Here is a 24,493-nt window from a genome sequence, read left to right as displayed (position 1 = left end):
ACTAGTGTCGAACAGCGCCAATGGGGAGGTCGCCATGACTGGGGAACAGGATCCGCATGCCGCGCTCAGAGGGCTGCGGCTGACCGAGGATTCCAAGTATCGCAAGGGTTTCACGCACGACTGGGTGCGCCTGCCACCGAATGAGGCGGACCGCCGCTCGGCCGAGGCGCCGGAGACCTACCGGCTGTACGCGAACACCTCCTGCGATCTGACCATGCGCGGCGGCACGACCAGCGGCGTGATCTACCCGCTGGCCGTGTGCGCGCTGGCCGAGCGGTACGTGTTCCGATCGGTCGGCGGCGCGTCGGCCGGCGCCATCGCGGCCTCGGTCACCGCCGCCGCCGAGTTCGGGCGGTTCGTCGAGGAGCCGGAGAACCTGCCGGAGGGAGCGGTCCGGCCCGGGTTCAGCGGGCTGGCCAGCGTCGTCGAGTGGCTGTCCGCGGACGGCGACGGCTCGCGCTGGCGGCTGGCGCAGTTGTTCCAGCCGTCGGCCGCGCAGAGCAGGGCCTACCGCGTGGTGACCGCCTCGATGCAGGACAAGGCGGCAACCGGGCGCGGCAAGCTCGCCTCGATCGTGGCCGCGCTGCTGGCCGCGGTGACCCCGCTGGCCAACGTCGCGCTGCTCGTGCTGTTCCTCGCGTGGCTGGTCGGACCCCTTGTGCAGCAACGGTTTCTGATGCCCACCGGAGTGTGGGACAGTCTCGACGCGGGCCTGCGGATCGGGCTCGGCGCGGCCGTGATCGCGTTCGCCGTGGTGGCCACCGTGTGGACGCTGCGGATCTCCGCGCGGCTGCTGCCCAGAGCCACGGCGGCACTGTGCTTCCCGCTCGTCGGCGCGCTGGCCGGCATGTTCTGGTGGTCCGGCGGCGACGGGCACGAGGCGTCGGCGTACGCCTGGGTCGTGTCCGCCGCGGCCGGCGCGCTGTGGTGGCTCGCGTTCACGTTCCTCGCCGTCGCGGTGTACGCGGCGGTCTACGGCAAGGCGACCTGGCCGATGCTGGCCGACGGGCGGCGGTTCCGGTTCGGGCTGATCCCCGGCGCCGAGCCGTACCAGGCGACCTGGGTCGACCGGCTCGCCGGCATGGCGACCTCGACCGGCGTGCCGCCGTTGTCGATCTGGCTGGCCGACGTGATCGACGACCTCGCCGGCCTGCCCCGCGACGAGAACGGCCGGCACACCAGGGCGCTCACGTTCGGCGACCTGTGGTGCGGGCCGACCCCGCAGGAGGGCGCGGTAGCGCTTGACGGCGACTGCCCGTCCGGCGAGCGCGTGATCAACCTCGCGCTGATGACCACCGACCTGTCCGGCGGGCGGCCCTACCGGCTGCCGTTCCTCACCGCGGACGGCGAGGACGAGCAGTGGCAGCTGTGCCGGGAATGCCTGCGCAACCTCGTGCCGGACCGGATTATCGACCAGATGATCGGAGCATCTACCGGCGGCACGACCGCGTTCACCTGTCCCACGCATCCCGACCAGACGCTGCACCGGTTGCCGCAGCCGTGGGAGATGCCGGTCCTGCTCGCCACCAGGATGAGCCTCGCGCTGCCCGGGCTGATTTGCGCGGTTCCGTTGTGCCGCAACGGAAAGGTGCACTGGTTCTCCGACGGCGGGATCACCAGCAACTTCCCGATCCACTTCTTCGACACGCTGCTGCCGCGCTGGCCGACGTTCGGACTGAACCTGCAGCCGTACCCGCCCGACGGCCCCCGGCTGGACGTGCTGCTGCCGAAACAGGACGCGACGCCGTCGGCGCACCCATGGGACGACGTCGGCGGCGGTATGGGTGGGTTCGTCGGCGCGATCCTGAACACCTTTCTCGGCTGGCGCGACACCATGCAGGCCGCGCTGCCCGGTTTTCGCGGACGGATCGCGAACGTGCGGCAGAAGCCGGGCGAGGGCGGCACCAACCTGTTCATGACGCCGGACACGATCGCCCGGCTCGCGCTGCGCGGGCACGAGGCCGGCACCCAACTGCGGGAGCGGTTCACCTCGATCGGCGCCGACGGCGAGGCGGACACCTTCACCCAGACCGACCGGTACCGGTGGATCCGAATGCGGATCGCCATGCGGGAGTACGGGCAGTTGGCGCGCCAGGCCGACGCGCGCGCCCCGCTCTACCGGCATCTGGCGGAGAACTACCAGGTGCCCGAGGAACTGTCGGACTGGTTCCGGTCGGCTCCCGGTGCGTGGCCCGCGGGGGATCCGCACGCGGCGGAGATCATCGGCGTGTTCGACGGTCTCGGCGACATGGCCACGACCACGTTGTCGGAGAACTTCGACGGGACCTCGCCGATCGATCCGGTATTGCGGTTGACCGCGCCGGAATGATCACGCTCGCTGGTGCGACTCGGCTTCCTTCTCGGCCGCCTCGTCTTCGGCGACCAGTTCGGCCACCGACCGCCTGCGGCTCTGCGTCTGGTTCTGTTCCGCCAGAACTCCACCGGGCCGGATCTCCCGCCAGGTGAAGTACAGCCACGCGAGCAACGCCATCGTGCCGAACGCGAGCCACTGCAGCGCGTAGGACAGGAAAGGCCCAGCGTCCAACTGCGGCAGCGGCATCGGTCCGAGCACGCCCGGCGAGCCGCTCTCCAACTGCAGGTACCCGGGCCGGATGTGCAGGCTCGTCGCGCGGCCGACCGTGCGTGAGTCCACCGCGTGCACCTGCCGGTGTCCGTCGGTGGTCGCGTCGGAGAAGGCGTCGCGCCCCTGTGGATCGGTCTCGTCCGGGCGCACCCGTCCGGTCAGCTCGACCTGCCCGGCCGGCGGCCCGGCGAACCGCGGCACGTGCACGCCCTCGGCCGGGCGCAGGAAGCCTCGGTCGATCAGCACCAGCGTGCCGTCGGTCGTCCGGAACGGGGTGAGCACCTCGAACGCCGCCACGCCGTCCACCGTGCGCAGTCGCGCGACGGCCTGTGCGGCCGGCAGGTACTCGCCGGTGACGCGCACCCGCTTCCACTCCGGCAGCCCGGGGGCGAGCGCGACAGGATCGGCGGTCATCGAGCTGGTCAGCGCGTCGTTGCTGACCTTGCGCTCGTCGTGCCGGCGGAACTGCCACGGCGCGAGCAGGGTGTAGCACGCGATGGCGAACAGCAGCACCACCAGCGTCAACGCCAGCCACCCTGGCCGCAGCAACGACTTCAACCGCACGACACCACCGTAGGCCGTGTCCGATGGATCTCGGTCGATGGGCTTCGTGATCGAGGTGGTTCCTGGCAAGGCGGAGGGCAAGGCTCGTACTGGGCTGTACTCGCCTTGTCCGACAACGCGGCCAGGGGCCGCCTCGGCGCGGAGACCGCGACCATGGATCCGTGGGACACGGCCTGAGCCGCGGGCCAGGTCACGCCACCCGCAGGGCTGCCCTGGCCGCCGCGACGGCCGATCTCGCGTAGCCCCCGCCGAACAACACGGTGTGCACCAGCAGCGGGAACAACTGGTGCAGCGGCACCCGTTCGCGCCACCCGTCGGCCAGCGGCACCGCCTCGTCGTAGGCGGCGAGCACCCGGTCCAGGTGCGCGCACCCGAACAGCGCCAGCATCGCCAGATCCGACTCCCGGTGCCCGCCGTGCGCCGCGGGGTCGATCAGCCAGGCGCGGCCGTCCGCCGCCCACAGCACGTTCCCGTTCCACAGGTCGCCGTGCAGGCGGCTCGGCGATTCCCGTTGCCCGGCAAGGGAATCCAGCTTCGCGCACACCTCGTCGAGCACGGCCGCGTCGTCGGCCTCGAGCGACCCGGCGTCCACGGCGGACCGCACGTACGGCGCGATCCGGTGCTCGGCGAACCACGCCGGCCAGTCCTCGCCGGTGTCGTTGCGCATCGGCGCGAGGCCGATCCACGCGTCGACCGGCCCGCCGGGTGGAGCAGCGCCGAACGTGGGCGCGCCCGTCGCGTGCAGTGCGGCGAGGCGGCGTCCGAGGTCCTCCGCGGCCGGCGCGCTGGACCGGCCGGGCTCCACCTGGTCCATGATCAACCACTCGTGGTCGTGCCCGCGCACCTGTGGCACCGGCGGGCCGTCCGGCTCGGCCAGCCACTCCAGCGACGCCACCTCGGCGAGCACCGCGCTCGGCTCGTCGTGCCGCTTGGCCACGACGGTGCCGCCGCAGGCCAGGTCCACCTCGATCACGTGGCCGCCGATCGCCTGGGCGCCGTCGGTGGCGAGGCCGGTCAGCTGGGCCGCCGCCGTGCGTGCCTGCGCGATCCGGCTCATGGCGTGACGCGCTCGCGCACCCAGGTGAGCAGTGCCGGGCACGCCGCCTCGATCATCTCCATCACCTCGGCGAACCCGTCGCGGTGGCCGTAGTACGGGTCGGGCACGTTCAGGTCCTTGCCCGCCGCCGGGTCGAACGACCGGAACATCCGCACCCGCTCGACGTCGCCGCCCTGGTGGTCGAGCAGGTCGCGCAGCGCCTCATCGTGGCCGGAGTCCATGGCCAGCAGCAGATCCGCGGACAGGTGGTCCTCGTCCACCTGTGCCGCCCGGTGCTCGGTCGGGTAGCCGTGGTCGGCCAGCGTCTTCGCCGCGCGCCGGTCGGCCGGCTGCCCGGCATGCCACGGCCCGATCCCGGCGCTGGACACCCGCACCTTGTCGGCCAGGTCGGCGCGCCGCAGATGCTCGGTGAACACCAGCGCGGCCATGGGGGACCGGCAGATGTTCCCGGTGCAGACGAAGCAGATGTGCAACACCCGGTCAGCTTAGAGTGACCTCCCGACCAACGGCGGATGGGTGACCACGGCGACGATCCGGTATGAAGCAGGTATGCAGCGGACCTCAGCAGTTCTGATCGCCACTGCCGCGCTCGCCGCTCTGCTCGCCGGATGCGGTGACGATCAGGCCCAGTCGCCACCGCCGTCCCCGACCAGCGCGCCCGCCGGCGGATTCACCGCCAAGGCCGGCGGAACCTTAGCTCCCTTCACCCCCGGGGCGAAGGCCGTCGGCTACATTCCCGGGCTTGCCCCGGCCCAGGCCAGCGGTGAGGCCACCATGACGGCGTCGGCCACCGGAGTGGTCACCGACCTGTCGGTCACCGGCTTGCTGCCCAACCGGCAATACGGCGCGCACGCGCACGTGAAGCCGTGCGGCGCGAAGGGCGACGACGCCGGCCCGCACTTCCAGTTCAAGGCGGACCCGGTGACGCCGTCGGTGGACCCGGCCTACGCCAACCCGCGCAACGAGATCTGGCTCGACTTCGGCACCGACGCGTCCGGCAAGGCCACTGTGAAGTCCACCGTGGACTGGCAGCTGACCGACCGTCGGCCGGGTTCGATCGTGATCCACGAGACGCACACGCACACCGAGGTGGGCAAAGCCGGCACGGCCGGTGGCAGAGTCGCCTGCCTTACGCTCACCTCTTGATGGACGATGCCCTTCTGCGCCACCACGGCGACGTGGATGCCGAGCCGGGACTGCTCGACTTCGCGGTGAACGTGCTCGGTACGCGCCCGCCGGACTGGCTGCGGGAGCGGCTGGTGCGCGCGCTCGACCGGCTTGGCCGCTACCCGTCCGCGCACGAGGACGAGGTGGCGCGCGCCACGGCGGCCGCGCGGCACGGTCGGCCGGCGGACGAGGTGCTGGTGCTCGCCGGCGCGTCGGAGGGGTTCGCGCTGCTGCCGACGCTGCGCCCGAAACTGGCGGCGGTTGTGCACCCGTCGTTCACCGAGCCCGAGGTTTCGTTGCGGGACAACGGAATCCCGGTGCACCGGGTGTCCACTGTGGACGGCTATGCGCTGGAGCCGTCGGTGGTGCCCGATGCCGCCGACATGGTGGTGCTGGGCAACCCGACCAACCCCACGTCGGTGCTGCATCCCGCCGAGACCGTCCGCGCGCTGGCCCGGCCGGGGCGGGTGCTCGTGGTGGACGAGGCGTTCATGGACGCGGTGCCGGGGGAGTCGGAATCGCTGGCCGGCGCGCGGGACGTGCCCGGGCTGCTGGTGATCCGCAGCCTCACCAAGACCTGGGCGCTCGCCGGGCTGCGCGCCGGCTACGCGCTCGGTGACGCGTCGCTGCTGCGGGCGCTGGCCGCGCGCCGGCCGGCATGGCCGATCGGGACGCTGGTGCTGGAAGCGGTGACGGCCTGCTGCGAGCCGCCCGCGCTCGCGGAGTCGGCCGCGCTGGTCCGGGAGTGCGGGCGGCACCGGGACGCCATGGTCGAGGCGTTGAGTGCGATCGACGGTCTCGAGGTGCACCTGCCGGCCAGTGCGCCGTACCTGCTGCTGCGGGTGCCCGGCGACGGCGAGCTGGTGCGGAAGTCGTTGCGGCACAAGGGGATCGCCGTTCGGCGAGGTGACACGTTCCCTGGCCTCGGGCCCGATCACATTCGGGTGGCGGTGCGGCCGCCGCGGGAAGTGGAGCGGCTGGTCGCGGCTCTGCGAGCGGTCGAGAATGTCGGACACGGCGGTTAGTCTCGCCGCACCTTCGACCGCGGGAGAGCGCGATGAGCTACGTCACCGAGAACCAGCCGAACGGCACCCCGACCTGGATCGACCTCGGTGTCCCGGACATCGATCGCGCGCTGGAGTTCTACGGTGCGCTGTTCGGCTGGGAGTTCGAGAAGGGCCCGGCGGAGTACGGCTCGTACACGATGTGCCGGCACAACGGGAAGCGGGCGGCCGCGATCTCGCAGAACGCCGAGCCGGGCGAGGGGACCTGGTGGAACATGTACGTCGCCGCCGACGACTGTGACGCCACGGCCAAGCGTGTGGTCGACGCGGGCGGCACCCTGGTGATCGAGCCCATGGACATCATGGACCAGGGCCGGATGGCAATCGCCAAGGATCCGACCGGCGCGCAGTTCGGCCTGTGGCAGGGGCGCGCGCACCTCGGCTGCGAGATCGTGAACGAGCCGAACGCGCTCGTGCGCAACGACCTCGTCACGCCGAATCCCGGACCGGCACGCGAGTTTTACGCCACCGTCTTCGACTACACGCTGGACGCCAACCCTGACATGCCGGAGTTCGACTTCACGTTCCTTCGCCTGCCAGCCGGCAACGAGATCGGCGGGATCATGGGCAACCCGGAGGCTCCCTCGTCCCGGTGGGAGACGCTGTTCGAGGTCGCCGACACCGACGAGACCGTGGCGCGCGCCCGAGCGGCCGGCGGAACCGCGACCGATCCCGAGGACACGGTCTACGTGCGCCAGTCGCAGATCACCGACCCCTTCGGCACCCCGTTCACGGTCGGCACGAGGACCACGGAGTGGTGAAACTACGCTGAGCCGGGTGCCCACCAGCGTTGCCGATGTGATCGACGTCCTCGAGACGGCCTACCCACCCGAGCTCGCCGAGTCCTGGGACGCGGTCGGGCTCGTGTGCGGCGATCCGGGAGACACCGTCAACGACATCCTGGTCTGCGTCGATCCCGTCGAGTCCACAGTGGACGAGGCACTTTCCCTTGGCGCACAACTGATCGTGGCGCATCACCCCTTGCTGTTGCGTGGCGTGCACGGTGTGCCGGCGAACACCGTCAAGGGTTCGCTGGTGCACCGACTGGTGCGCGCTGGTGCCGCGTTGTTCTGCGCGCACACCAACGCCGACTCGGCCTCGCCCGGTGTGTCCGACGCGCTGGCGGCAGCACTCGGGCTCACCGTCATCTCGCCGCTCGTGCCGAACGAGGACGGCCGCACCGGCATCGGACGGATCTGCGAGCTGCCCGAGCCGGAGCCGTTCGCGTCGTTCCTGCGCCGGGTCGCCGACGCGTTGCCGGTGACCGAGGGCGGGGTGCGCGGCGCCGGTGACCCCAACCGTCCGATCAGGACGGTCGCGGTGTCCGGCGGCGCCGGCGACTCCTACCTCGACAACGCCGTGCGCGCCGGTGTGGACGCCTACGTCACCGCCGACCTGCGACACCATCCGGCGAGCGAGCACCTGGCCGGCGGTGTCTCCGGTGGTGTCGCCGCGCCCGCGCTCGTGGACGTCGCGCACTGGGCGAGCGAGTGGCCGTGGTGCGAGCAGGCGGCGAGCGTCCTGCGTACCGCACTCGGGGGTACGGTCGGTGTTCACGTGTCGCGCCGACGCACCGACCCCTGGACCGTGCGGGCAGCCGCGAGCAGACCGGAGGATGAGAACGAGTGAAAGCCGATCCCGCCGCCCAGCGTCGCCTGCTCGAGCTGGCCGAGGTCGACACCGCACTGGCCCGCGTCGAGCACCGCAGGCGCACCCTGCCCGAGCTCGCGGAGATCGATGAGGCGACCAAGGCCGTGCAGGCCCGGCGGGACGCCCAGGTGGCCGCGCAGACCACGCTCACCGATCTGGACCGCGAGGTGAAGCGCCAGGAGCGGGAGATCGACGCCGTCCGCGCACGCGAGGACAAGGACAAGGCGCTGCTCGACGCCGGCACGCTGCCCGCCAAGCAGTTGACCGACCTGGAGCACGAGCTGGCCACCCTGCAGCGCCGCCAGTCCGCTCTGGAGGACGACCTGCTCGAGCTGATGGAGCGGCGCGAGGCCGTCGAGCTGGACGGCAAGCACGCCGAGGTCGAGCTGGACAAGGCCGAGCAGACCCTTGCCGACGCCACCAAGCGCCGCGACGAGGCGATGGCCGACCTGGAGACCACGTACGCGCGCCGGACGGCCGAGCGCGCCGATCTCACCGGCGTGATCACCGAGCAGTTGCTCGGCGAGTACGAGCGGATTCGGAAGAACCGGGGAACGGGTGCCGCCCTGCTGCGCGCCCGGCAGTGCGGCGCGTGCCGGATGGAGATCAACCGCAACGCGATCGCCACGATCAAGGAGACCGCCGCCGACCAGGTCGTGTACTGCGAGGAGTGCGGCGTGATCCTGGTGCGGACGGGAGAGTCCGGCCTGTGAAGGTGAGGATCGAGGCGGACGGCGGGTCGCGCGGTAACCCCGGTCCGGCCGGCTACGGCGCGGTGGTGTTCGACGCCGGCAGTGGAGCGGTGCTGGCCGAGGCCGCCGAGGGCATCGGTATCGCCACCAACAACGTCGCCGAGTACCAGGGCCTGATCGCCGGACTGACCGAGGCGCGGGACCTGGGCGCCACCGAGGTCGACGTGCGGATGGACTCCAAGCTCGTCGTCGAGCAGATGTGCGGACGCTGGAAGGTCAAGCACCCGGCCATGCAGCCGCTGGCGCTCCAGGCGCAGCGACTGGCCCGCTCGTTCGAGCGGATCTCGTATTCGTGGATCCCGCGTGCCGAGAACGCGCACGCCGACCGGCTCGCCAACGAGGCGATGGACGCGCAGGCCGGGGTGCCGCCCAAGGGAAAAGCACGCGCGGCTGAGCCCCCACCGGCGTCTCAGCCCGGCACCACGGACAGGGCGAGGCCGACCAGTTGGACCGGCGCGCGCGGCGAGCCGACCAAGATCCTCCTGCTGCGGCACGGCCAGACCCCGATGTCGGTGCAGCGCCGCTACTCCGGCCGCGACGACGTGCGGCTCACCGATCATGGGCGGGGCCAAGCCGCGGCCGCCGCCCGGCGGATCGCCGCCATGGACGGCGTGGACGCGTCCACACCGATCGTCAGCTCGCCGCTGAGCCGCGCCCAGGACACGGCCGGCGCGCTCGCCGAGGCCACCGGCGGCACGATCGAGCTCCACGAGGCGCTGATCGAGACCGACTTCGGCACGTGGGAGGGGCTCACGTTCGCCGAGGCGGCCGAGCGTGACCCGGAGACGCACCGCAGATGGCTCGCCGACCCGTCGGTGCCGCCGCCGGACGGGGAGAGCTTCGACGCGGTGCACCGCAGGGTGCGCAAGGCGCGCGACGAGCTGATCGCCCGCTACGGCGGCCGCACGCTGGTCGTGGTCAGCCACGTGACGCCGATCAAGTCGCTGCTGCGGATGGGCCTGGACGTCGGGCCCTCGCTGCTGTTCCGACTGCACCTGGACCTCGCTTCGCTGTCGATCGTGGAGTTCTATCCGGACGGCAACGCGTCCGTGCGCCTGGTCAACGACATCTCCCACCTGTAGTTAGACTCACCAAGCGGACGAGTCGGCAGGGCGACCGCAGTGGGCAGTGCCGTTGGCGCTGGCGATTGAGGAAAGTCCGGACTCCGCAGGGCAGGGTGGTTGTTAACGGCAACCCGGGGCGACCCGCGGGACAGTGCCACAGAGAACAGACCGCCTGGTGCAAGCCAGGTAAGGGTGAAACGGTGGTGTAAGAGACCACCAGCACCCCGGGTGACCGGGGTGGCTCGGTAAACCCCACCCGGAGCAAGGCCAAGAGGGAGCCGCACGCGGCTCCTGCGCAGGCGATCGAGGGCGGCCCGCCCGAGTCTGCGGGTAGGCCGCACGAGCCCGTCGGCGACGGCGGGCCAAGATGGATGGTCGCCTGAGACAGAATCCGGCTTACGGCCGGCTCGTCCGCCCTCTCGGCGATGGCCAGCCTGGCGATCATGTCGGTCGCGAAGTATGTTGTCGAACATGTGTTCGAGACTACGTCAGGCGACGGTGGAGTGGGGCCGCTCGGTCACACGTTCCGCCGATCGGGTTAAGTTCTTCCGCGCAACCATCAGCCTTCCCAACGTGACTTGTCACACCTACGGTGAACGACGGCTGGACGTGCGTGATGAAACCGGTTGGCTAATGCGCAGATCGGGTGGTCATAACGCATGACCAGGGTCCGACGCACGATGATGTGTGTGGTCAGATGTCGCACAACGCGCGTGGGAGGGCTCCTTGACGATCAACGGAACGCACCGTTACCACTACACCTCGTGAACCAGTCATGTTCTACTCGATAGGCACAGCACAGACCGGCCGCGCGGCAGCGCCCCGAAACGCTCCGTCGTTGCCCGCACTTGGGAGTACGAGATGACCTCGTTGATCCTCCAGACCCTGGCGCAGCAGCCGCCACCTCAGCCAGGAACTGAGGTGTCCACCGGCGGTCTGCAGAGCTGGATCCTGGACAACCTGATTCCGCTCCTGCTTCTCGTGGTCGCCCTGCTGCTGCTCTGGCTCGGCGGCGGGAAGGGTGACAACGCCGGGGTCATGCGCCGGCTCGGCGGCGTGATCGTCGCGCTCGCGATCATCGGCCTCGCTGTGACCACGAACGCAGGAAAGAACATCGGCGCCTGGATCGCCGGGCTGTTCACCTGACCCAGGGCCCGGTGATCACGCGTGCGGATACGCACTGACGACGACGTGTACCGCGTCGACGCGGTATGGCTCGGCCCACCCAAGGCCACCTTCCCGTGGCGAGCCCGCTATGTGGCATGGGGCGTCGGCGCCGTGATGTTCCTCGTCGTACTCACCGTCGAGCGGCAGCTCGGCGTCAGCTTCGGCTTCTTCAGCACCGCGTGGGCACTGGTCATCGCGATCGTGCTCACCCGGATCATCTGTGCGCGGATCAGCCACGAGCGGCCGCTCGGGCCCGTGATGACCATGTGGGCGCGGGAGCTCAGCGCACCCCGCGAAACCCCGAGCGGCACCGGAGGAGCGGTCAGCGCGGCCCGCATCCGGGTGAGATCAGAACTGCCGCGCTCCACCGACCGGCGCCGATCCCGGCGCGCGACACAGCATCGACACGCACCAACCAGGGAGGTCGCCGGTGTTCGGCCGCCGACGTAAGCGCGAACAGCTCGACCCGTTCGCGCAAGGTCCGCCCGGTGCCCAGCCAGGCACCGGGCAGCCGGCTCACCCGGCGGGCCCTCCCGGTGGTTCCCGCGGTGAACTCGTACCCCGGCCCCCGGTACCCCAGGGTCGGCCGCCCATGCCGCCGCCTCCACCGCGGGGCAAGCCGCCGAAGGCCAAGCGCGCCCGCAAGCGCGGCCAGCGGCTACCCGGTGAGGCCGCCATCCCGAGCTACACGCCGTCGATCGAGGCGCGCAGCATCGACGGACACCTGCTGCGCACCGGCGCCGAGGTGTACGCCTGGTACAGGCTCGCGCCGCAGCGCTGGTCGTTCCGGTCGGACTCGCAGCGGCAGGACCTGATCGCCGCCATCGCCGGCCAGTACGCCGAACTGCACGGCCGCTGGCTGCACCTGCGCGTCACCACCCGCCCGTATCCGATCCGGATGTGGGCCGAGGCGCACGTGCACAACGCGGTGAACCGGCTGCCGGACAGCCAGGGCGCGCTGAGCTTCGACGACTACCTGATCGGCGAACAGCAGCAGCTGATGGGCCGCTCGATGGCCGAGAAGGAGGTCTACCTCGGCGTCCAGGTGCAGGTCCGCAACGTGATGGACCGCGCGGTCGAGCGGGTCGCCCCGGTGCTGCGCAGGGTGTTCCCGGACGCCGTGGACGCTGAGCTGGTCGCGCTGGAGAGCGAGGTGGAGCACCTCGACCAGGTGATCGGCTCCGCCGGCCTGGACGGGCGTCCGGTCACGGCCGAGGAGATGTCCTGGCTGATGCACCGCTCCTGCTCGCTCGGGCTGCCGGCGCCGCGCAACCTGCCGGCCGTGCCCGGTGCCGCCTGGGAGCCGGAGGACCTGGCCAGCTTCACCGACGCGGCCGACTTCCACTCCGAGCCGTACTCGCCGACGGTCACCGTGCGCGGGCGCACCGGCTCCAACGCCGGCGTCTCCCGGCACGTCGCGGTGCTCACCGTCGGGCAGATGCACGGCCTGCAGATCCCCGAGATCGATGACCCGTGGGTGCAGCGGGCCGACCGGCTGCCCGCCGCGGTGGAGTGGTCCGCCCGCATCTACGTGCGCCGGCCGGAGGAGGTGCAGGGCGAGCTGCAGCGGCAGATGAACAAGGTCCGCTCGCAGGTGCGCCACTACACCGACGAGCACGAGCTGGAGCCGCCCCAGTCACTGGCCCGCCAGGCGTCCCGGGTGCTGGAGATCGACGACGAGATGACCTCCGGCTTCACCGCGCTGGCCACCAGGGTGCGCTCCTGGTGGCGGCTCGCGGTGTCCGGCCCGACCGAGAAGGACGCGCTGCGTCTGGCCCAGCAGCTGCTCGACCTGTACAAGCCCAAGATCGCGATCGAGCATCCGGAGGCGCAGTACTCGCTGGCCCGCGAGTTCATCCCGGGCGAACCGCTGTCCAACGGCGCGTACCTGCGGCGCGGCTCGGTCGTGTGGGCGGCCGCCTCGGTGCCGACCGCCACCGCCGAGGTGGGCGACCGGCGCGGCATCCTGCTCGGCGAGACCGTCACGGCGACCCGCCGGCCGGTGGCCTGGGACCCGTGGATGGCGCAGGAGATCCGCGACTCGTCCGGCCTCACCGCGATGGTGGCGGGCCTGGGTGGCGGCAAGTCGTTCCTCGGCGGCGGCATCGTGTACAAGACGCTGCGCGCCGGCGCGCACTGGACCGTGCTCGACCCGTCCGGCCCGCTGTCCCGGCTGTGCGACCTGCCCGAACTGCGGCCGTACGCGCGGCCGATCAACCTGCTCAACGCCCAGCCGGGCATCCTGAACCCGTACCGCGTGGTGGCCGAGCCGCTGCTCGAGCACTTCCTGGACGAGGACGACCCGGAGCGGGCGTGGCGGCGGGAGAAGGCCATGGCGGCGGCCACCCGCCGGCGGCTCGTGCTGGACGTGCTGTCCGGCCTGCTGCCCTACGAGGTGGCGCGCCTGCCGCAGACCAGGATCGTGCTGCTGCGCGCGGTGCGGACCGTCGGCGGTCGGGTGGACGCGAACCCGGGCATGGTGTTCGAGGCGCTGCGCCGCGACGCCTCCGAGCACCACGAGCACGCCACGATCGTCGCCGACTTCCTCGACGAGATGCGCGAGCGGATGTCGCTGCTGATCCCCGAGCACGACGCCGACCCGTACGACGAGGCGCGCGACGACCGGCTGACCGTGCTCACCATGGCGGGTCTGACGCTGCCCAAGGACGCGGGCCGGGAGCACTGGACCGACGCCGAGGCGCTGGGCGTGGAGATGCTCAACCTGGCCGCGTGGCTCACCCAGCGGTCGATCTACGAGCGGCCCAAGGACGTGCGCAAGGGCGTGTGGATCGACGAGGCGTTCTTCCTGTCCGAGGTGCCGACCGGCCGGGTGCTGATGAACCGGTTCGCTCGTGACTCCCGAAAGTGGAACGTCCGGGTGCTGCTGTCGTCTCAGATTCCCGCGGACTTCCTGCGCATCCAGGGGTTCGTCTCACTGTTGGACTCGGTGTTCGTCGGGCGGCTGGACGACGAGCCGGCGCAGGCGGACGCGCTGCGGCTGCTGAAGGTACCGGTGGGGGTCGGCTACGAGCAGGTGGTCGCGTCGTTGGGCCGGCGGCCGGGCGTGCAGCGCGGCGGGGTCGAGCGGGACCTCGCACCGCGCCAGTTCGTGTTCGGTGACGGTGCCGGCGGGGTGGAGCGGATCAGGGTCGACTTCTCCGGCCCGCACCTCGATCACCTGCGCACGGTCATGGACACCACGCCGGACGCGATGCGCGACAGCGGGGGCGACACCGAGAGGGCGACCGCTGGTGGCACCGAGCAGACCGCGCCGGTCGTGCCGGAGCCGCCCGATGACCCCGAGGCCGAGGCGGACTTCGAGCTGGCCGCCGACATGGAGCTCGGGCTGACCGAGGAGCAGATCGCCGAACAGCCGCCGGCCGAGCGGACCGGCGGCGACTCGGACGGCAAGGACAAGCGCGGCCGTGGCAGGGAAGACGCCGCATGATCACGGTGCTGGTGGTGGTCGCCGCCGCGCTCCTTTACCGGGCGCGGCGGCGGAGGAGACGTGACCCTGCGCGCACGAACCGTTCCCCACGGTTCAGGTCGCTGCTTGCCGTCATCGCGATCATCGGCCTGCACACCTTCATCGGAGCCACTCCGGCACTCGCCCAGGAATGCGGCACCGCTCCCAACCCCGAACGCCCCGGCTCCGGCATGGTCGGCGCCCTCGACCCGGCCATCGGCAACGGCGAGAAAGACAGTCCCTACCTCATTTACGGCTACGCCGGAATGGTGTGGAATGTCTACGACGACAACTGTGTGTTGTCGAAGAGTGTCACCGATCCGAACGCGACTATTGACACCTGGGCGGGCAACGAGCTCTTCAATATAGGGAAGAACGTTGTCGGTGCGACGAACTCGCTACATTACACACTTCTTGACGGCGGCGTTCTAGGCGGTCTCAACCATCAGATCGGCCAAGTTGCGAGCGCGGTTTTCGACAACGTGTACATGCAGATGTTCGGCCTGGTGATGCTGATTCTGGCCATTCTGCTGTTCAGGCACATCTGGCGCGGTGACCTGGCCACGATTAGTAAGCGGACGCTGTTTGCCCTGGGGGGCATGTGGCTCGCGGCTTCGACAATGCTTCTCGTCAACAACTACACACGTATCGACAATTTCATCGTTGACACAACGAATGCGATCCAAGGTGGGTTCGTCGATCCGGCAAGCCCGAGGTTCCCGCAGCATGTTCTGCCGGCCGACCTGCACAATCGTGTCGTCTATGACAACTGGTTGCGGGGCGAGTTCGGCAAGCCGGATGACGCGAAGGCGGTCGAATTCGGCCGCCGGTTGCTGGACGCGCAAGCGTGGACGCGCGACGATGTCATCACCGGTCGTGACGCCGACCAGGCAAAAATGGACGCGAAGAAGGCCGAGTACAAGCAGATAGCGACCCAACTGGGGCCGGCGACCGGGTATTTCAAAGGTACCGATGGGAGCCGGACCGGCTCCGGCCTGCTGGCGATGCTGCAGAGCTTCGTCTATGCACTCTTCCAACTGCTCGCCAAGCTTGCGGTTCTACTGGCGCAAGTGCTTCTGCGGGTGCTGACGCTCGCGGCTCCGGTACTCGGCCTGCTGGCCATGCTCCACCATGACGTCCTGCGGCGAGTAGGGAGAGCTGCCGGTGCGGTAATCCTGAACGTGCTCGTACTCGCTGTCCTCGCCGGAATTCACTTCAAGTTCCTGCAGCTGATTTTCTCGCCGACGTCGCAGCTTTCACTGCTGACCCAGATGCTGCTCGCCGGGTTGGTGACGCTGATCTTCTTCTTCGTCGGGAAGCCGATGCGGCGCATGTGGCAGATGCTGGAGATGTCGGTCTCCGCGACGGGCGCGAGCATGCCGGCGAGCGGCGGGTTGTTCTCGCGGTTCCGGAAGAAGAAGGGCAACGAGCCCACGCCGCAGGACGAGTTCTGGGAGCACGTGCGCGACGGCGAAGCGGACGGGACCGCGCCGAGGCCGCAGGTCAGGCGCCCGCGGCCGGAGGCGTCGCACCCGGTCGCCGCGACCGCCGAGCGCCTCGACACCCGGCAGAACCTGGGCGGTTACCCGGGCGGGCCCGGCCTCGCCGTCCGGACACCGGCGGGCGCGTTGCCGCCGGCCGGAGGTGCCGCGGGGATCGGCGCGCGACCCGACCTGAACCCGGCGCTCGGCCCCGGCGATCGGGTTTCACACGGAGGGATCGTGCGCGCCACGGCCAGTCGCGTGACCGACACCGTGCCGGTCGCCGACCGGGGCTGGGACCGCGGTGAGGACGCGGTCGTGGTCGCGTCGCACATCACGCCGCCGCGCCGCGACGGCGGATCACGCCGCGAGTACATGGAGCCGTCACCCGCGCAGCCGCCGCCGAGGCCGGCCGACAGCGAGGTGGTCGCCGGCCGCCCGGTCCACGTGGTCTACCGACCGTCCCGAGGGCTCGAGGTGCGCGACCGCACGGCGCAGCGCCGCATGGACTTGCGCGATGGCCCCCGTGACACCGACGCCGTGATCCGCTGAGGGGAGGGGAGATGCCGATCCGCACGAACCGAGGCAGAGCGGCCGTGTACCGCCGTCTCTGGGGCTGGCCGATGCGTTCACCGAGGCACCTGGTGATCACGGTCTTCCTGCTGGCCGTGATCGTCACCGCGATCGGGATCATGCTGCCGAAGCTGCTCGACTCCGGGAGCAACCAGCCGGCCGCCGGCACGCCGACCGGTGCCGGACAGCCGTCGTCGACCCAGGCGCAGGGCACCCAGCCGGGGGCGACCACCCCCGGGGCGACCAGCCCGCTGCCCACCCGGCTCCCGCCACCGCAGCCGCAGCTCGTCACCGCCCCGACCGACCCGCAGGCGCTGGAGATCGCCACCAAGTGGGCGCAGGCCTGGGTGACGCACCCGCAGGGCATCACCAACGCGCAGTGGGTGGCCGCGCTGCGGCCCTACATGCTGGAGGAACAGCTCGGTCCGATGTCCAAGGTGGAGCCGGCCAACGTGCCGGCGACGGCGCTCACCGGGCCGGCCGTGGTGAAGTCGTCCTACACCACCGAGATGCGCCTCGAACAGCCCACCGACGGCGGCGTGATCGCCATCGACCTGATCAAGACGCCCCAGGGATGGCGCGTCGGGCACTACGACAAGGTGTCCTGAGATGCGCACCGCGGTCATCGTCGGCGTCGTGGTGGCGGCATTCTTCGCTCTCGTGTTGACCACCGGCGCGATCTCCACCGTGATCACCAACGATCAGGAGGCGGACGCGGCGAACGTGGAGAACATGAGCTGCAACGCCGCGGTCGGACCGGCGACCACGACGTCGGCTGAGGGCGGCGCGGGTGCGGCGGCCAACCTCAACACCGACCAGCGCCGCATCGTCCAGCTGATCATCGACGTCGGCAAGCAGCGCCAGCTCCCGCCGCGCGCCTGGCAGGTCGCGATCCAGGCCGGCATGACCGAGTCCGGCCTGCGCAACCTCAACTACGGCGACCGCGACTCGCTGGGCATCTTCCAGATGCGGCCCTCGATGGGCTGGGGCAGCGTCGCCGAGGTCACCGACCCGGTGTACCAGGTCAACAAGTTCTACAACGTGCTGCAGACCGTCTCCGGCTGGGAGCAGCAGCGTCCCGGCGAGTCCGCGCAGGATGTCGAGCGTTCGGCCTTCCCCGACCGGTATCACCGGTGGGAGTCGATGGCCTCGCACCTGATCGGCAACATCGGCCAGATCGCCGACCCGACCGGCTGCGGTGAGGGTGTCGGGAACCTGCTGCCGGCGCCGACCAGGGCCGCGGGGGGCGCGATGCAGTGGGCACTCGGCCAGCAGGGCAAGCCGTACGTGTGGGGCGCGCCGACCAACCAGCAGGACTCCTACGACTGCTCCAGCCTGATGGTGCAGGCCTACCGCTCCTCGGGCATCGCGCTGCCGAGGACCTCGCGCGAGCAGTTCAAGGCCGGCGCGATGCTGCCGGTGCGCCAGGCGCAGCCGGGTGACCTGCTGTTCTGGGCCTACGACCAGAGCAACCCGGCGACCATTCATCACGTCGCGATGTACCTCGGTGACGGCAAGATCGTGGAGGCGCAGCAGACCGGCGTTCCGGTGCACATCCGGCCGGTCAAGTTCGACGAGAGCGAGCTGGTCGCCCAGGCCGTTCGACCGGGAGTGTGAGAAGGAGTCGCCCATGAACATGTTCAACCAGAGTCCGATCCCGCGGCCGGGTGGCCCGCCGACGTCGAGCCGCCCGATCGCGGACTATCTGGCCGGCGAGCACCCCGGCACCACGCCGGACTATGTGGTGCTGCCGAAGTCGCTGGCCGACGGCATGCCGTTGCCGTGGCAGAACCAGATGACACAGCTGCTGGCCGAGTTCCATCAGGCGTTCGCGCACCTGTCCTGGCCGGTGTACCGGGTGGTGCCGTCGCGCTACGAGCGGCTGGTCGACCTGGACGAGGAGCAGTTAGCCGAGGTGGGCTGCATCGTCGAGATCGACACCGACGGCGAACTGGTCTACCGCGACCGCGCCGGCCGCAGGATTGAAGACCCCGAGCACACCGAGGTGCTCGTCTCCTGCCTCGACCCGATTCCGAAGCAGGGCAACCAGGCGGCGGGGGTGCCGGGCCAGTTCAGCAGATGACATGCGTGCGCACGCATGCGAGGCTCGGTGCGTGACTGAGGCTCGATATGTGACTGAAGATGGCAATCCCGATCCCGGCTGGTACTTCTGCATGAAGCACAACACGGTCGAGCACGGCGACATCTGCCGCGCGGCCGACCGGCTGGGGCCCTACCCCGACGAGGCGACCGCGTCCCGCGCCCTGGAGATCGCCCGCGAACGCACCGAAGCCGCCGACAAGGCCGATCGCGAGTGGGAGGAAGGCTGAGCGGCTAGGGTGCCACTGTGTCTATGGTGATCCGCACCGATGGGGCGGGCGTCGACTTCTCGGACATCCGGACCGAGTTCGGGCTGCCGGCGGATTTCGCGCGGCCCGTGCTCGTCGAGGCCGAGCAGGCCGTGTCTGGTGGCGCCGCCGGTGACCGCGAGGACGCCACGGCGTTGCCGATGGTCACCATCGACCCGCCCGGCTCCAAGGACCTTGATCAGGCCGTGGCGATCGAGCAGACGAGTACCGGTTTCGTCGTGCACTACGCCATCGCCGACCTCGGCGCGTTCGTGCTTCCCGGCGGCGCGCTGGACGACGAGGTCCGCAAGCGCGGCCAGACGCTGTACCTGCCGGACGGCAATGTGCCGCTGCACCCGACCGTGCTGTCCGAGGGGGCCGCGAGCCTGCTGCCCGACCAGGTGCGGCCCGCCGTGCTGTGGACCATCGACTGTGACTCCGCCGGCGAGCCGACCAGCGCGCGGGTGCGCCGGGCGCTGATCAGGTCGGTCGCGCAGCTCGACTACGAGTCGGTGCAGGCCAGCGTGGACGCGGGCAATCCACATCCGGCGATCGCCGCGCTGCCCGCGTTCGGCCGGCTGCGCCGCGAGCACGCCGTGCAGCGCGGCGCGGTCGAGCTGCAACTGCCCGAGCAGGAGGTCGAGCCGGACGGCGACGGCTGGAAGCTCGTCGTTCGCGCGCGTACCGAGGTGGACGCCTGGAACGCGGAGATCTCCCTGCTCACCGGCATGACGGCGGCCAGGATGATGCTGGACGCCGGGGTCGGAGTGCTGCGCACGCTGCCCGACCCGGACAACGGCGCGGTGGAGTGGCTGCGCCGCTCGGCGAAGTCGCTGGGCATCGACTGGCCGAGGGAGACGAAGGGCGCCCAACTGCTCGCCGGGCTGGATCCGAGCCGGCCGGAGTCGCTGGCGCTGTTCATGGACGCCACACGGCTGCTGCGCGGAGCCGGCTACACCGTGTTCGACGGCGGCGCGCCCGAGTTGACCACGCACGCCGGGGTGGCCGCGTCCTACGCGCACGTGACCGCGCCACTGCGCCGGCTGGTCGACCGGTTCGGCACCGAGATCTGCCTGGCCGCCTCGGCCGGCACCGAGATCCCCGACTGGGTGCGCCAGGCGCTGCCGGCCCTGCCCGGACTGATGGAGGGCTCCGACACGCTGGCCAACAAGGTGGAGCGGGCCTGCCTCGACCAGGTGGAGGCGTGGGTGCTCACGGACCGGGTGGGCCAGGAGTTCGACGCGATGGTGCTGCGCGCGGAGAACGGCAACGCCGACGTGTTCCTCACCGACCCGCCGGTGATCGCGAAGTGCGCCGGGGAGAACTTCACGGAAGGTGAGCGGGTGCGGGTACGGCTGACGCAGGCGGACAGCGTTCGGCGCAAGGTCGCGTTCGACAAGGTGTAAGAGGAGAGTCGCGTGACAGAGGTGTCCAACCTGACCGTCGGGGTGCTCGGCGGCACCGGTCCGCAGGGGCGCGGGCTCGCGCTGCGCTGGGCGAAGGCCGGCCTGCGGGTGGTGATCGGTTCACGCAAGGCCGAGCGCGCCGAGGACGCCGCCGCCGAGCTGCGTGACCTCGCCGGCGTGTCGCACGTGACCGGCGAGGACAACGCCTCCTGCGCCGCCGAGGCCGACATCGTGCTGGTCGCGGTGCCGTGGGACGGGCACGGCACGCTGCTGGAGAGCCTGCGCGAGCCACTGGCCGGCAAGATCGTCATCGACTGCGTGAACCCGCTCGGGTTCGACAAGCAGGGGCCGTACGCGTTGGCCGTGGAGGAGGGCAGCGCGGCCCAGCAGGCCGAGGCGCTGCTGCCCGGGTCGCGGGTGACCGCCGCGTTCCACCACGTCTCGGCCGTGCTGCTGGCCGACCTGAACGTGGCCGAGGTGGACACCGACGTGCTGGTGCTCGGCGACGACCGGGAGGCCACCGACCTGGTGCGCGGCTTGGCGGACGTGGTTCCGGGCATGCGCGGGATCTACGGTGGCCGGCTGCGCAACGCGCACCAGGTGGAAGCCCTGACCGCCAACCTGATCGCCGTCAACCGGCGGTACAAGGCCCATGCCGGACTTCGAATCACCGACGTCTGACTGGTCGGCCGCCGAACGGGAACTCGCCGAGCGGGCGTCCGCCGGCGAGACCGTGGTGGTCAACGTGCGCAAGTCCGGCCCGCACAAGCACCTCATGCCGTGGCTCGTCGAGGAGGGCCTGATCGTCTACATCGGACACTCGGGCAACCGGCACTCGTGGCCGGAGTCGGACTTCGCCAACCCGTTCGTCGCGCAGCGCCAGGACCGCGATCTGATGATCACCAAGTACCGGGAATGGCTTGTGGGACAACGGGATCTGCTCGACCGGCTGCGCGCCGGTGAGCTGACCGGGAAGGCACTCGGCTGCTGGTGCGCGCCACTGCCGTGTCACGGTGACGTGCTGGTCGAGGAGATCGATCGTGTGGCGTGAGGGCCTGGAGGACGATCTCGGCGAGCCGGTGCCGCTGCGCGGGGAGCCGGCGCGGGTGGTGAGCCTGGTGCCGTCGCTGACCGAGGCCGTGGCGGTCTCGGCGCCCGGATTGCTCGCCGGCGCGACCGACTACTGCACCCATCCGTCCACTTTGGACGTTCCGAGGGTCGGCGGGTCGAAGTACCCGACCGTGGACGCGGTGCTCGACCTCGACCCGGACCTGGTGATCGCGAACTCCGAGGAGAACCGTCCCGAGGACGTGGAAGCCTTGCGTGCCAACGGGATCCCGGTGTGGGTGACCGCCGCGCCGGCGAGTGTCCCGAATGGACTGGCCTCAGTGCGCCGGCTGCTCACCCAGGGTCTCGGGCTCGATGAGCCGGGCTGGCTGGTGGCCGCCGAGGAGTCCTGGCGGGACACCGAGCCGATTTGGGCGACCGCGATCGTGCCGGTGTGGCGGCGGCCCTGGGTGGTGGTCGGCCGGGACACCTTCGCCGGCGACGTGCTGGCCAGGCTGGGCGTGGCCAACGCCTACGCCGAGCACGAGGACCGCTATCCGCGGCCGAGGCTGGACGAGCTGAACGCGTTGCTACACAACGGTTCCGCGAATCTGGTCGTGCTGCCGGACGAGCCGTACGAGTTCACCGGGGAGGACGGCCCGGAGGCGTTCGCCGGATCGCCGTGCGCGCTGGTCAACGGCCGGCTGCTCACCTGGTACGGACCGTCCCTTGTGGACGCTCGGGCGGAGTTGGCCGCAGCGCTACGACCTGGATCACCGGTGGTCGCGCAGTAGGTCGGTCGCCTCGCGCAGGTGCTCGCTGATCCCGGGGTCGGAGACCGCGTGACCGGCCGCGTGCACGAGAGTGAGCTGGATGCCGGGCCACGCGTTGTACAGGTCCCACGCGGTGATCGGCGGCGTGACCACGTCGTAGCGGCCCTGCACGATGACCGCCGGAATGCCCTCCAGCTTGCCGGCGTCCCTGATCAGCTGATCCGGCTCCAGCCACCCGTCGTTGACGAAGTAGTGCAGCGCGATCCTGGCGAACGACACCGCGAACTCGGGTTCGTTGTAGACCGACACCGCCGTGGGGCGCAGCGAGACGGTCGCGCCCTCCCAGCGGCTCCACGCCGCGGCGGCGCGCGCGGACAGCTCCGGGTCCTCGCCGAACACCATCCGGTGGTACGCGCCGAGCAGGTCGTGGCGCTCGTCCTCGGGCACCAGCGCCACGAAGTCGGCCCAGGCGTCCGGGAAGAGGTTGGCCGCGCCGCCCCGGTAGATCCAGTCCAGCTCGCTGCCGCGCAGCGCGAACACGCCGCGCAGCACCATGTCGGTGACCCGGTCCGGGTGCGTCTGGCCGTAGGCGAGTGCGAGCGTGGCGCCCCACGAGCCGCCGAACAGCGACCAGCGGTCGATGCCGAGGTGCTCGCGCAGCTTCTCCATGTCGGCGACCAGGTGCCAGGTGGTGTTGGTGGCGAGCTGTTCGGCGGTCAGCGTGCTGACATGCGGGGTGCTCCTGCCGGCGCCGCGCTGGTCGAACAGCACGATCCGGTACGCCTCGGGGTCGAAGTGCCTGCGCTGCATGGAGTTCGTGCCGGAGCCGGGTCCGCCGTGCAGCACCACGACCGGCTTGCCGTCCGGATTGCCGCTGACCTCCCAGCAGATCCGCTGCCCGTCACCGACGTCCAGCATGCCCTGCTCGTGCGGTTCGATCGGCGGGTAGAAGGGCGCGTCCATGGGCACACTCTGCCAAACTGGCTAGCCTCGGGGCATGGATACCGCGCAGTTCGGCAAGGAGACCTCGCGCACGGGGGAGTGGGTGCGCCAGGCGAACCGCTTCACCGACCGGATCACGGCGGACGGATCGTCCGGGCACCGCGCCGAGCCGGGCCGGTACCGGCTGGTGGTGTCGCTGTCCTGTCCGTGGGCGCACCGGTCGATCATCGTGCGGCGGCTGCTCGGTCTCGACGACGCGATCTCGATGGCGGTGGTGGACCCGATCCGCGACGAGCGCGGGTGGCGGTTCACCCTCGACCCGGACGGGCGCGATCCGGTGCTGGGCATCGAGTACCTGTCCGAGGCGTATCTGGCCGGCGATCCGTCCTACTCCGGCCGGGTCACCGTGCCGTCCATTGTGGACACCCACACCGGCAAGGTGATCACGAACGACTACCCGCGGATCACGCTGGACCTGTCGACCGAGTGGCGGGAGTTCCACCGGTCCGACGCGCCGGACCTCTACCCGGAGCACCTGCGCGAGGAGATCGACGCGGTCAACGATCCGGTGTTCCGCAACGTGAACAACGGCGTGTACCGGTGCGGGTTCGCGACCTCGCAGGAGGCATACGAAGCGGCGTACGGCGACTTGTTCGCCGAGTTGGACCGGCTGTCCGAGCGCCTGGAGAACCGGCGCTACCTGGTCGGGGACACCATCACCGAGGCGGACGTGCGGTTGTTCACGACGTTGGTGCGGTTCGACGCAGTGTACCACGGGCACTTCAAATGCAACCGGAACAAGCTGTCCGAGATGCCGGTGTTGTGGGCCTACGCCCGCGACCTGTTCCAGACGCCCGGGTTCGGCGAGACCGTCGACTTCGACCACATCAAGCGGCACTACTACGTCACGCACGAGAAGATCAATCCGACTGGGATCGTGCCGGCCGGGCCGGACCCGTCGGGCTGGCACACCCCGCACGGCCGTAGCTGATCAGAGTCGCGGGAGTGAGCCGAGGAATTCCTTGGTGTCACTGAGGAATCGGCGCTGCTCGTCGTCCTCGGGCTCGATCGCGCGGCCGGCGCGCTCGAGCATGATCAGCGACGGCTGGAGTACGCCGGCAAGCAGCAGCCGGGCGACGTCGTGGTGGGAGCGGAAGTACTCGGCGAACAGTCGGGCGGTGAACGCCTCGAACGCGTCGAGGTCGATCGAGTACATGTCGGCGGCGACGGCGCGCAGGCCGGCGTCGATACCGAACACCTCGGCGAGGCTCGTCACACCGGCGACGTAGAGCCGGCCGACGCGCAGCGCCGGGCTCCACACGGTGTCGTCACCGACATCGAACACGTAGCTCATATGCGCGCCTCCGGTGAGTGAGTGCTCACCCCTA

At 70.6% G+C, this 24,493-nt stretch carries 25 protein-coding genes and 1 other RNA gene; 21 read left to right on the top strand and 5 right to left on the bottom strand.

Annotated elements, in window-relative coordinates; genetic code table 11:
* The first annotated feature begins 34 nt into the window (after positions 1-34).
* Positions 35-2,329, top strand: coding sequence for a patatin-like phospholipase domain-containing protein (locus EV193_RS00220; RefSeq protein ID WP_242613060.1), 2,295 nt, complete (start codon positions 35-37; stop codon positions 2,327-2,329).
* Here EV193_RS00220 and EV193_RS00215 read toward each other — a convergent pair whose 3' ends face one another.
* The 3 genes from EV193_RS00215 to EV193_RS00205 all read right to left on the bottom strand — a co-directional run bounded on the left by EV193_RS00215 (position 2,330) and on the right by EV193_RS00205 (position 4,678).
* Positions 2,330-3,148 carry an SURF1 family cytochrome oxidase biogenesis protein gene (locus tag EV193_RS00215; protein WP_130341890.1) on the bottom strand — a complete coding sequence of 273 codons (819 nt, stop codon included), beginning with the start codon at positions 3,146-3,148 and terminating at the stop codon, positions 2,330-2,332.
* 190 nt (positions 3,149-3,338) lie between these two features.
* The gene (locus tag EV193_RS00210) at positions 3,339-4,205 is read right to left on the bottom strand and encodes a fructosamine kinase family protein (RefSeq protein ID WP_130341889.1); all 867 of its coding nucleotides are present in this window, start codon (positions 4,203-4,205) and stop codon (positions 3,339-3,341) included.
* Positions 4,202-4,678 (bottom strand): low molecular weight protein-tyrosine-phosphatase, encoded by a 477-nt coding sequence (locus EV193_RS00205; protein WP_130342810.1) that lies wholly within the window; start codon positions 4,676-4,678, stop codon positions 4,202-4,204. Before EV193_RS00205 ends, EV193_RS00210 begins: the two co-directional genes overlap by 4 nt.
* A gap of 76 nt (positions 4,679-4,754) precedes the next feature.
* On the opposite strand from EV193_RS00205, the gene EV193_RS00200 reads away from it, so the two are divergent.
* The 19 genes from EV193_RS00200 to EV193_RS00110 all read left to right on the top strand — a co-directional run bounded on the left by EV193_RS00200 (position 4,755) and on the right by EV193_RS00110 (position 22,184).
* Positions 4,755-5,351, top strand: coding sequence for a superoxide dismutase family protein (locus EV193_RS00200; protein ID WP_130341888.1), 597 nt, complete (start codon positions 4,755-4,757; stop codon positions 5,349-5,351).
* Positions 5,351-6,397: an Rv2231c family histidinol phosphate aminotransferase CobC gene (cobC, locus tag EV193_RS00195; protein ID WP_130341887.1), complete on the top strand. Its 1,047-nt coding sequence runs from the start codon at positions 5,351-5,353 to the stop codon at positions 6,395-6,397. Before EV193_RS00200 ends, cobC begins: the two co-directional genes overlap by 1 nt.
* A 32-nt stretch (positions 6,398-6,429) precedes the next feature.
* Positions 6,430-7,197: a VOC family protein gene (locus EV193_RS00190; protein WP_130341886.1), complete on the top strand. Its 768-nt coding sequence runs from the start codon at positions 6,430-6,432 to the stop codon at positions 7,195-7,197.
* 16 nt (positions 7,198-7,213) lie between these two features.
* The gene (locus EV193_RS00185) at positions 7,214-8,065 is read left to right on the top strand and encodes a Nif3-like dinuclear metal center hexameric protein (protein ID WP_130341885.1); all 852 of its coding nucleotides are present in this window, start codon (positions 7,214-7,216) and stop codon (positions 8,063-8,065) included.
* Positions 8,062-8,799 carry a zinc ribbon domain-containing protein gene (locus tag EV193_RS00180; RefSeq protein ID WP_130341884.1) on the top strand — a complete coding sequence of 246 codons (738 nt, stop codon included), beginning with the start codon at positions 8,062-8,064 and terminating at the stop codon, positions 8,797-8,799. Before EV193_RS00185 ends, EV193_RS00180 begins: the two co-directional genes overlap by 4 nt.
* 2 nt (positions 8,800-8,801) lie before the next feature.
* The gene (locus tag EV193_RS00175; protein WP_130342809.1) at positions 8,802-9,920 is read left to right on the top strand and encodes a bifunctional RNase H/acid phosphatase; all 1,119 of its coding nucleotides are present in this window, start codon (positions 8,802-8,804) and stop codon (positions 9,918-9,920) included.
* Positions 9,921-9,938: 18 nt separating this feature from the next.
* Positions 9,939-10,316: RNase P RNA component class A (rnpB, locus tag EV193_RS00170), an RNA gene on the top strand.
* A gap of 447 nt (positions 10,317-10,763) precedes the next feature.
* Positions 10,764-11,048: a hypothetical protein gene (locus EV193_RS00165; RefSeq protein WP_130341883.1), complete on the top strand. Its 285-nt coding sequence runs from the start codon at positions 10,764-10,766 to the stop codon at positions 11,046-11,048.
* Between the two features lie 21 nt (positions 11,049-11,069).
* Positions 11,070-11,519 (top strand): hypothetical protein, encoded by a 450-nt coding sequence (locus EV193_RS00160; protein ID WP_130341882.1) that lies wholly within the window; start codon positions 11,070-11,072, stop codon positions 11,517-11,519.
* A gap of 142 nt (positions 11,520-11,661) precedes the next feature.
* Positions 11,662-14,517 carry an ATP-binding protein gene (locus EV193_RS00155; protein WP_130341881.1) on the top strand — a complete coding sequence of 952 codons (2,856 nt, stop codon included), beginning with the start codon at positions 11,662-11,664 and terminating at the stop codon, positions 14,515-14,517.
* Positions 14,514-16,568 carry a magnesium transporter gene (locus EV193_RS00150; protein WP_130341880.1) on the top strand — a complete coding sequence of 685 codons (2,055 nt, stop codon included), beginning with the start codon at positions 14,514-14,516 and terminating at the stop codon, positions 16,566-16,568. Before EV193_RS00155 ends, EV193_RS00150 begins: the two co-directional genes overlap by 4 nt.
* 11 nt (positions 16,569-16,579) lie before the next feature.
* A complete protein-coding gene (locus tag EV193_RS00145; protein WP_130341879.1) occupies positions 16,580-17,197 on the top strand; it encodes a hypothetical protein in 618 nt (205 codons plus the stop codon).
* Between the two features lies 1 nt (position 17,198).
* Entirely contained in the window at positions 17,199-18,206 is a 1,008-nt protein-coding gene (locus EV193_RS00140) for a C40 family peptidase (RefSeq protein WP_130341878.1), read from the top strand.
* Between the two features lie 13 nt (positions 18,207-18,219).
* The gene (locus EV193_RS00135) at positions 18,220-18,672 is read left to right on the top strand and encodes a hypothetical protein (protein WP_242613059.1); all 453 of its coding nucleotides are present in this window, start codon (positions 18,220-18,222) and stop codon (positions 18,670-18,672) included.
* A 49-nt stretch (positions 18,673-18,721) separates the two neighbouring features.
* Complete coding sequence (locus EV193_RS00130) at positions 18,722-18,919, top strand: hypothetical protein (protein ID WP_130341877.1); 198 nt, start codon at positions 18,722-18,724, stop codon at positions 18,917-18,919.
* A gap of 23 nt (positions 18,920-18,942) precedes the next feature.
* Entirely contained in the window at positions 18,943-20,343 is a 1,401-nt protein-coding gene (locus EV193_RS00125; protein ID WP_130342807.1) for an RNB domain-containing ribonuclease, read from the top strand.
* Positions 20,344-20,355: 12 nt separating this feature from the next.
* Positions 20,356-21,024, top strand: a complete 669-nt coding sequence (gene npdG / locus EV193_RS00120) for an NADPH-dependent F420 reductase (RefSeq protein ID WP_130341876.1) — start codon at positions 20,356-20,358, stop codon at positions 21,022-21,024.
* Positions 20,996-21,394, top strand: coding sequence for a DUF4326 domain-containing protein (locus EV193_RS00115; protein WP_130341875.1), 399 nt, complete (start codon positions 20,996-20,998; stop codon positions 21,392-21,394). The genes npdG and EV193_RS00115 overlap by 29 nt, the downstream gene beginning before the upstream one ends.
* Positions 21,384-22,184 (top strand): helical backbone metal receptor, encoded by an 801-nt coding sequence (locus EV193_RS00110; protein ID WP_423202113.1) that lies wholly within the window; start codon positions 21,384-21,386, stop codon positions 22,182-22,184. Before EV193_RS00115 ends, EV193_RS00110 begins: the two co-directional genes overlap by 11 nt.
* Here EV193_RS00110 and pip read toward each other — a convergent pair.
* Entirely contained in the window at positions 22,164-23,126 is a 963-nt protein-coding gene (gene pip, locus EV193_RS00105) for a prolyl aminopeptidase (RefSeq protein WP_130341874.1), read from the bottom strand. The two genes, EV193_RS00110 and pip, sit on opposite strands and share 21 nt — an antisense overlap.
* Positions 23,127-23,160: 34 nt before the next feature.
* Between pip and EV193_RS00100 the strand changes: the two genes are divergently transcribed.
* A complete protein-coding gene (locus EV193_RS00100; protein ID WP_130341873.1) occupies positions 23,161-24,096 on the top strand; it encodes a glutathione S-transferase family protein in 936 nt (311 codons plus the stop codon).
* On the opposite strand, the gene EV193_RS00095 is transcribed toward EV193_RS00100, so the two are convergent.
* Positions 24,097-24,459: a DUF6086 family protein gene (locus EV193_RS00095; protein WP_130341872.1), complete on the bottom strand. Its 363-nt coding sequence runs from the start codon at positions 24,457-24,459 to the stop codon at positions 24,097-24,099. It abuts the gene before it with no gap.
* Between the last annotated feature and the right edge of the window lie 34 nt (positions 24,460-24,493).

Source organism: Herbihabitans rhizosphaerae, assembly GCF_004216555.1.
Classification (GTDB): domain Bacteria; phylum Actinomycetota; class Actinomycetes; order Mycobacteriales; family Pseudonocardiaceae; genus Herbihabitans; species Herbihabitans rhizosphaerae.
Note: the sequence above shows the minus strand (reverse complement) of the source record. Positions and strands in the feature narration are given on the sequence as shown.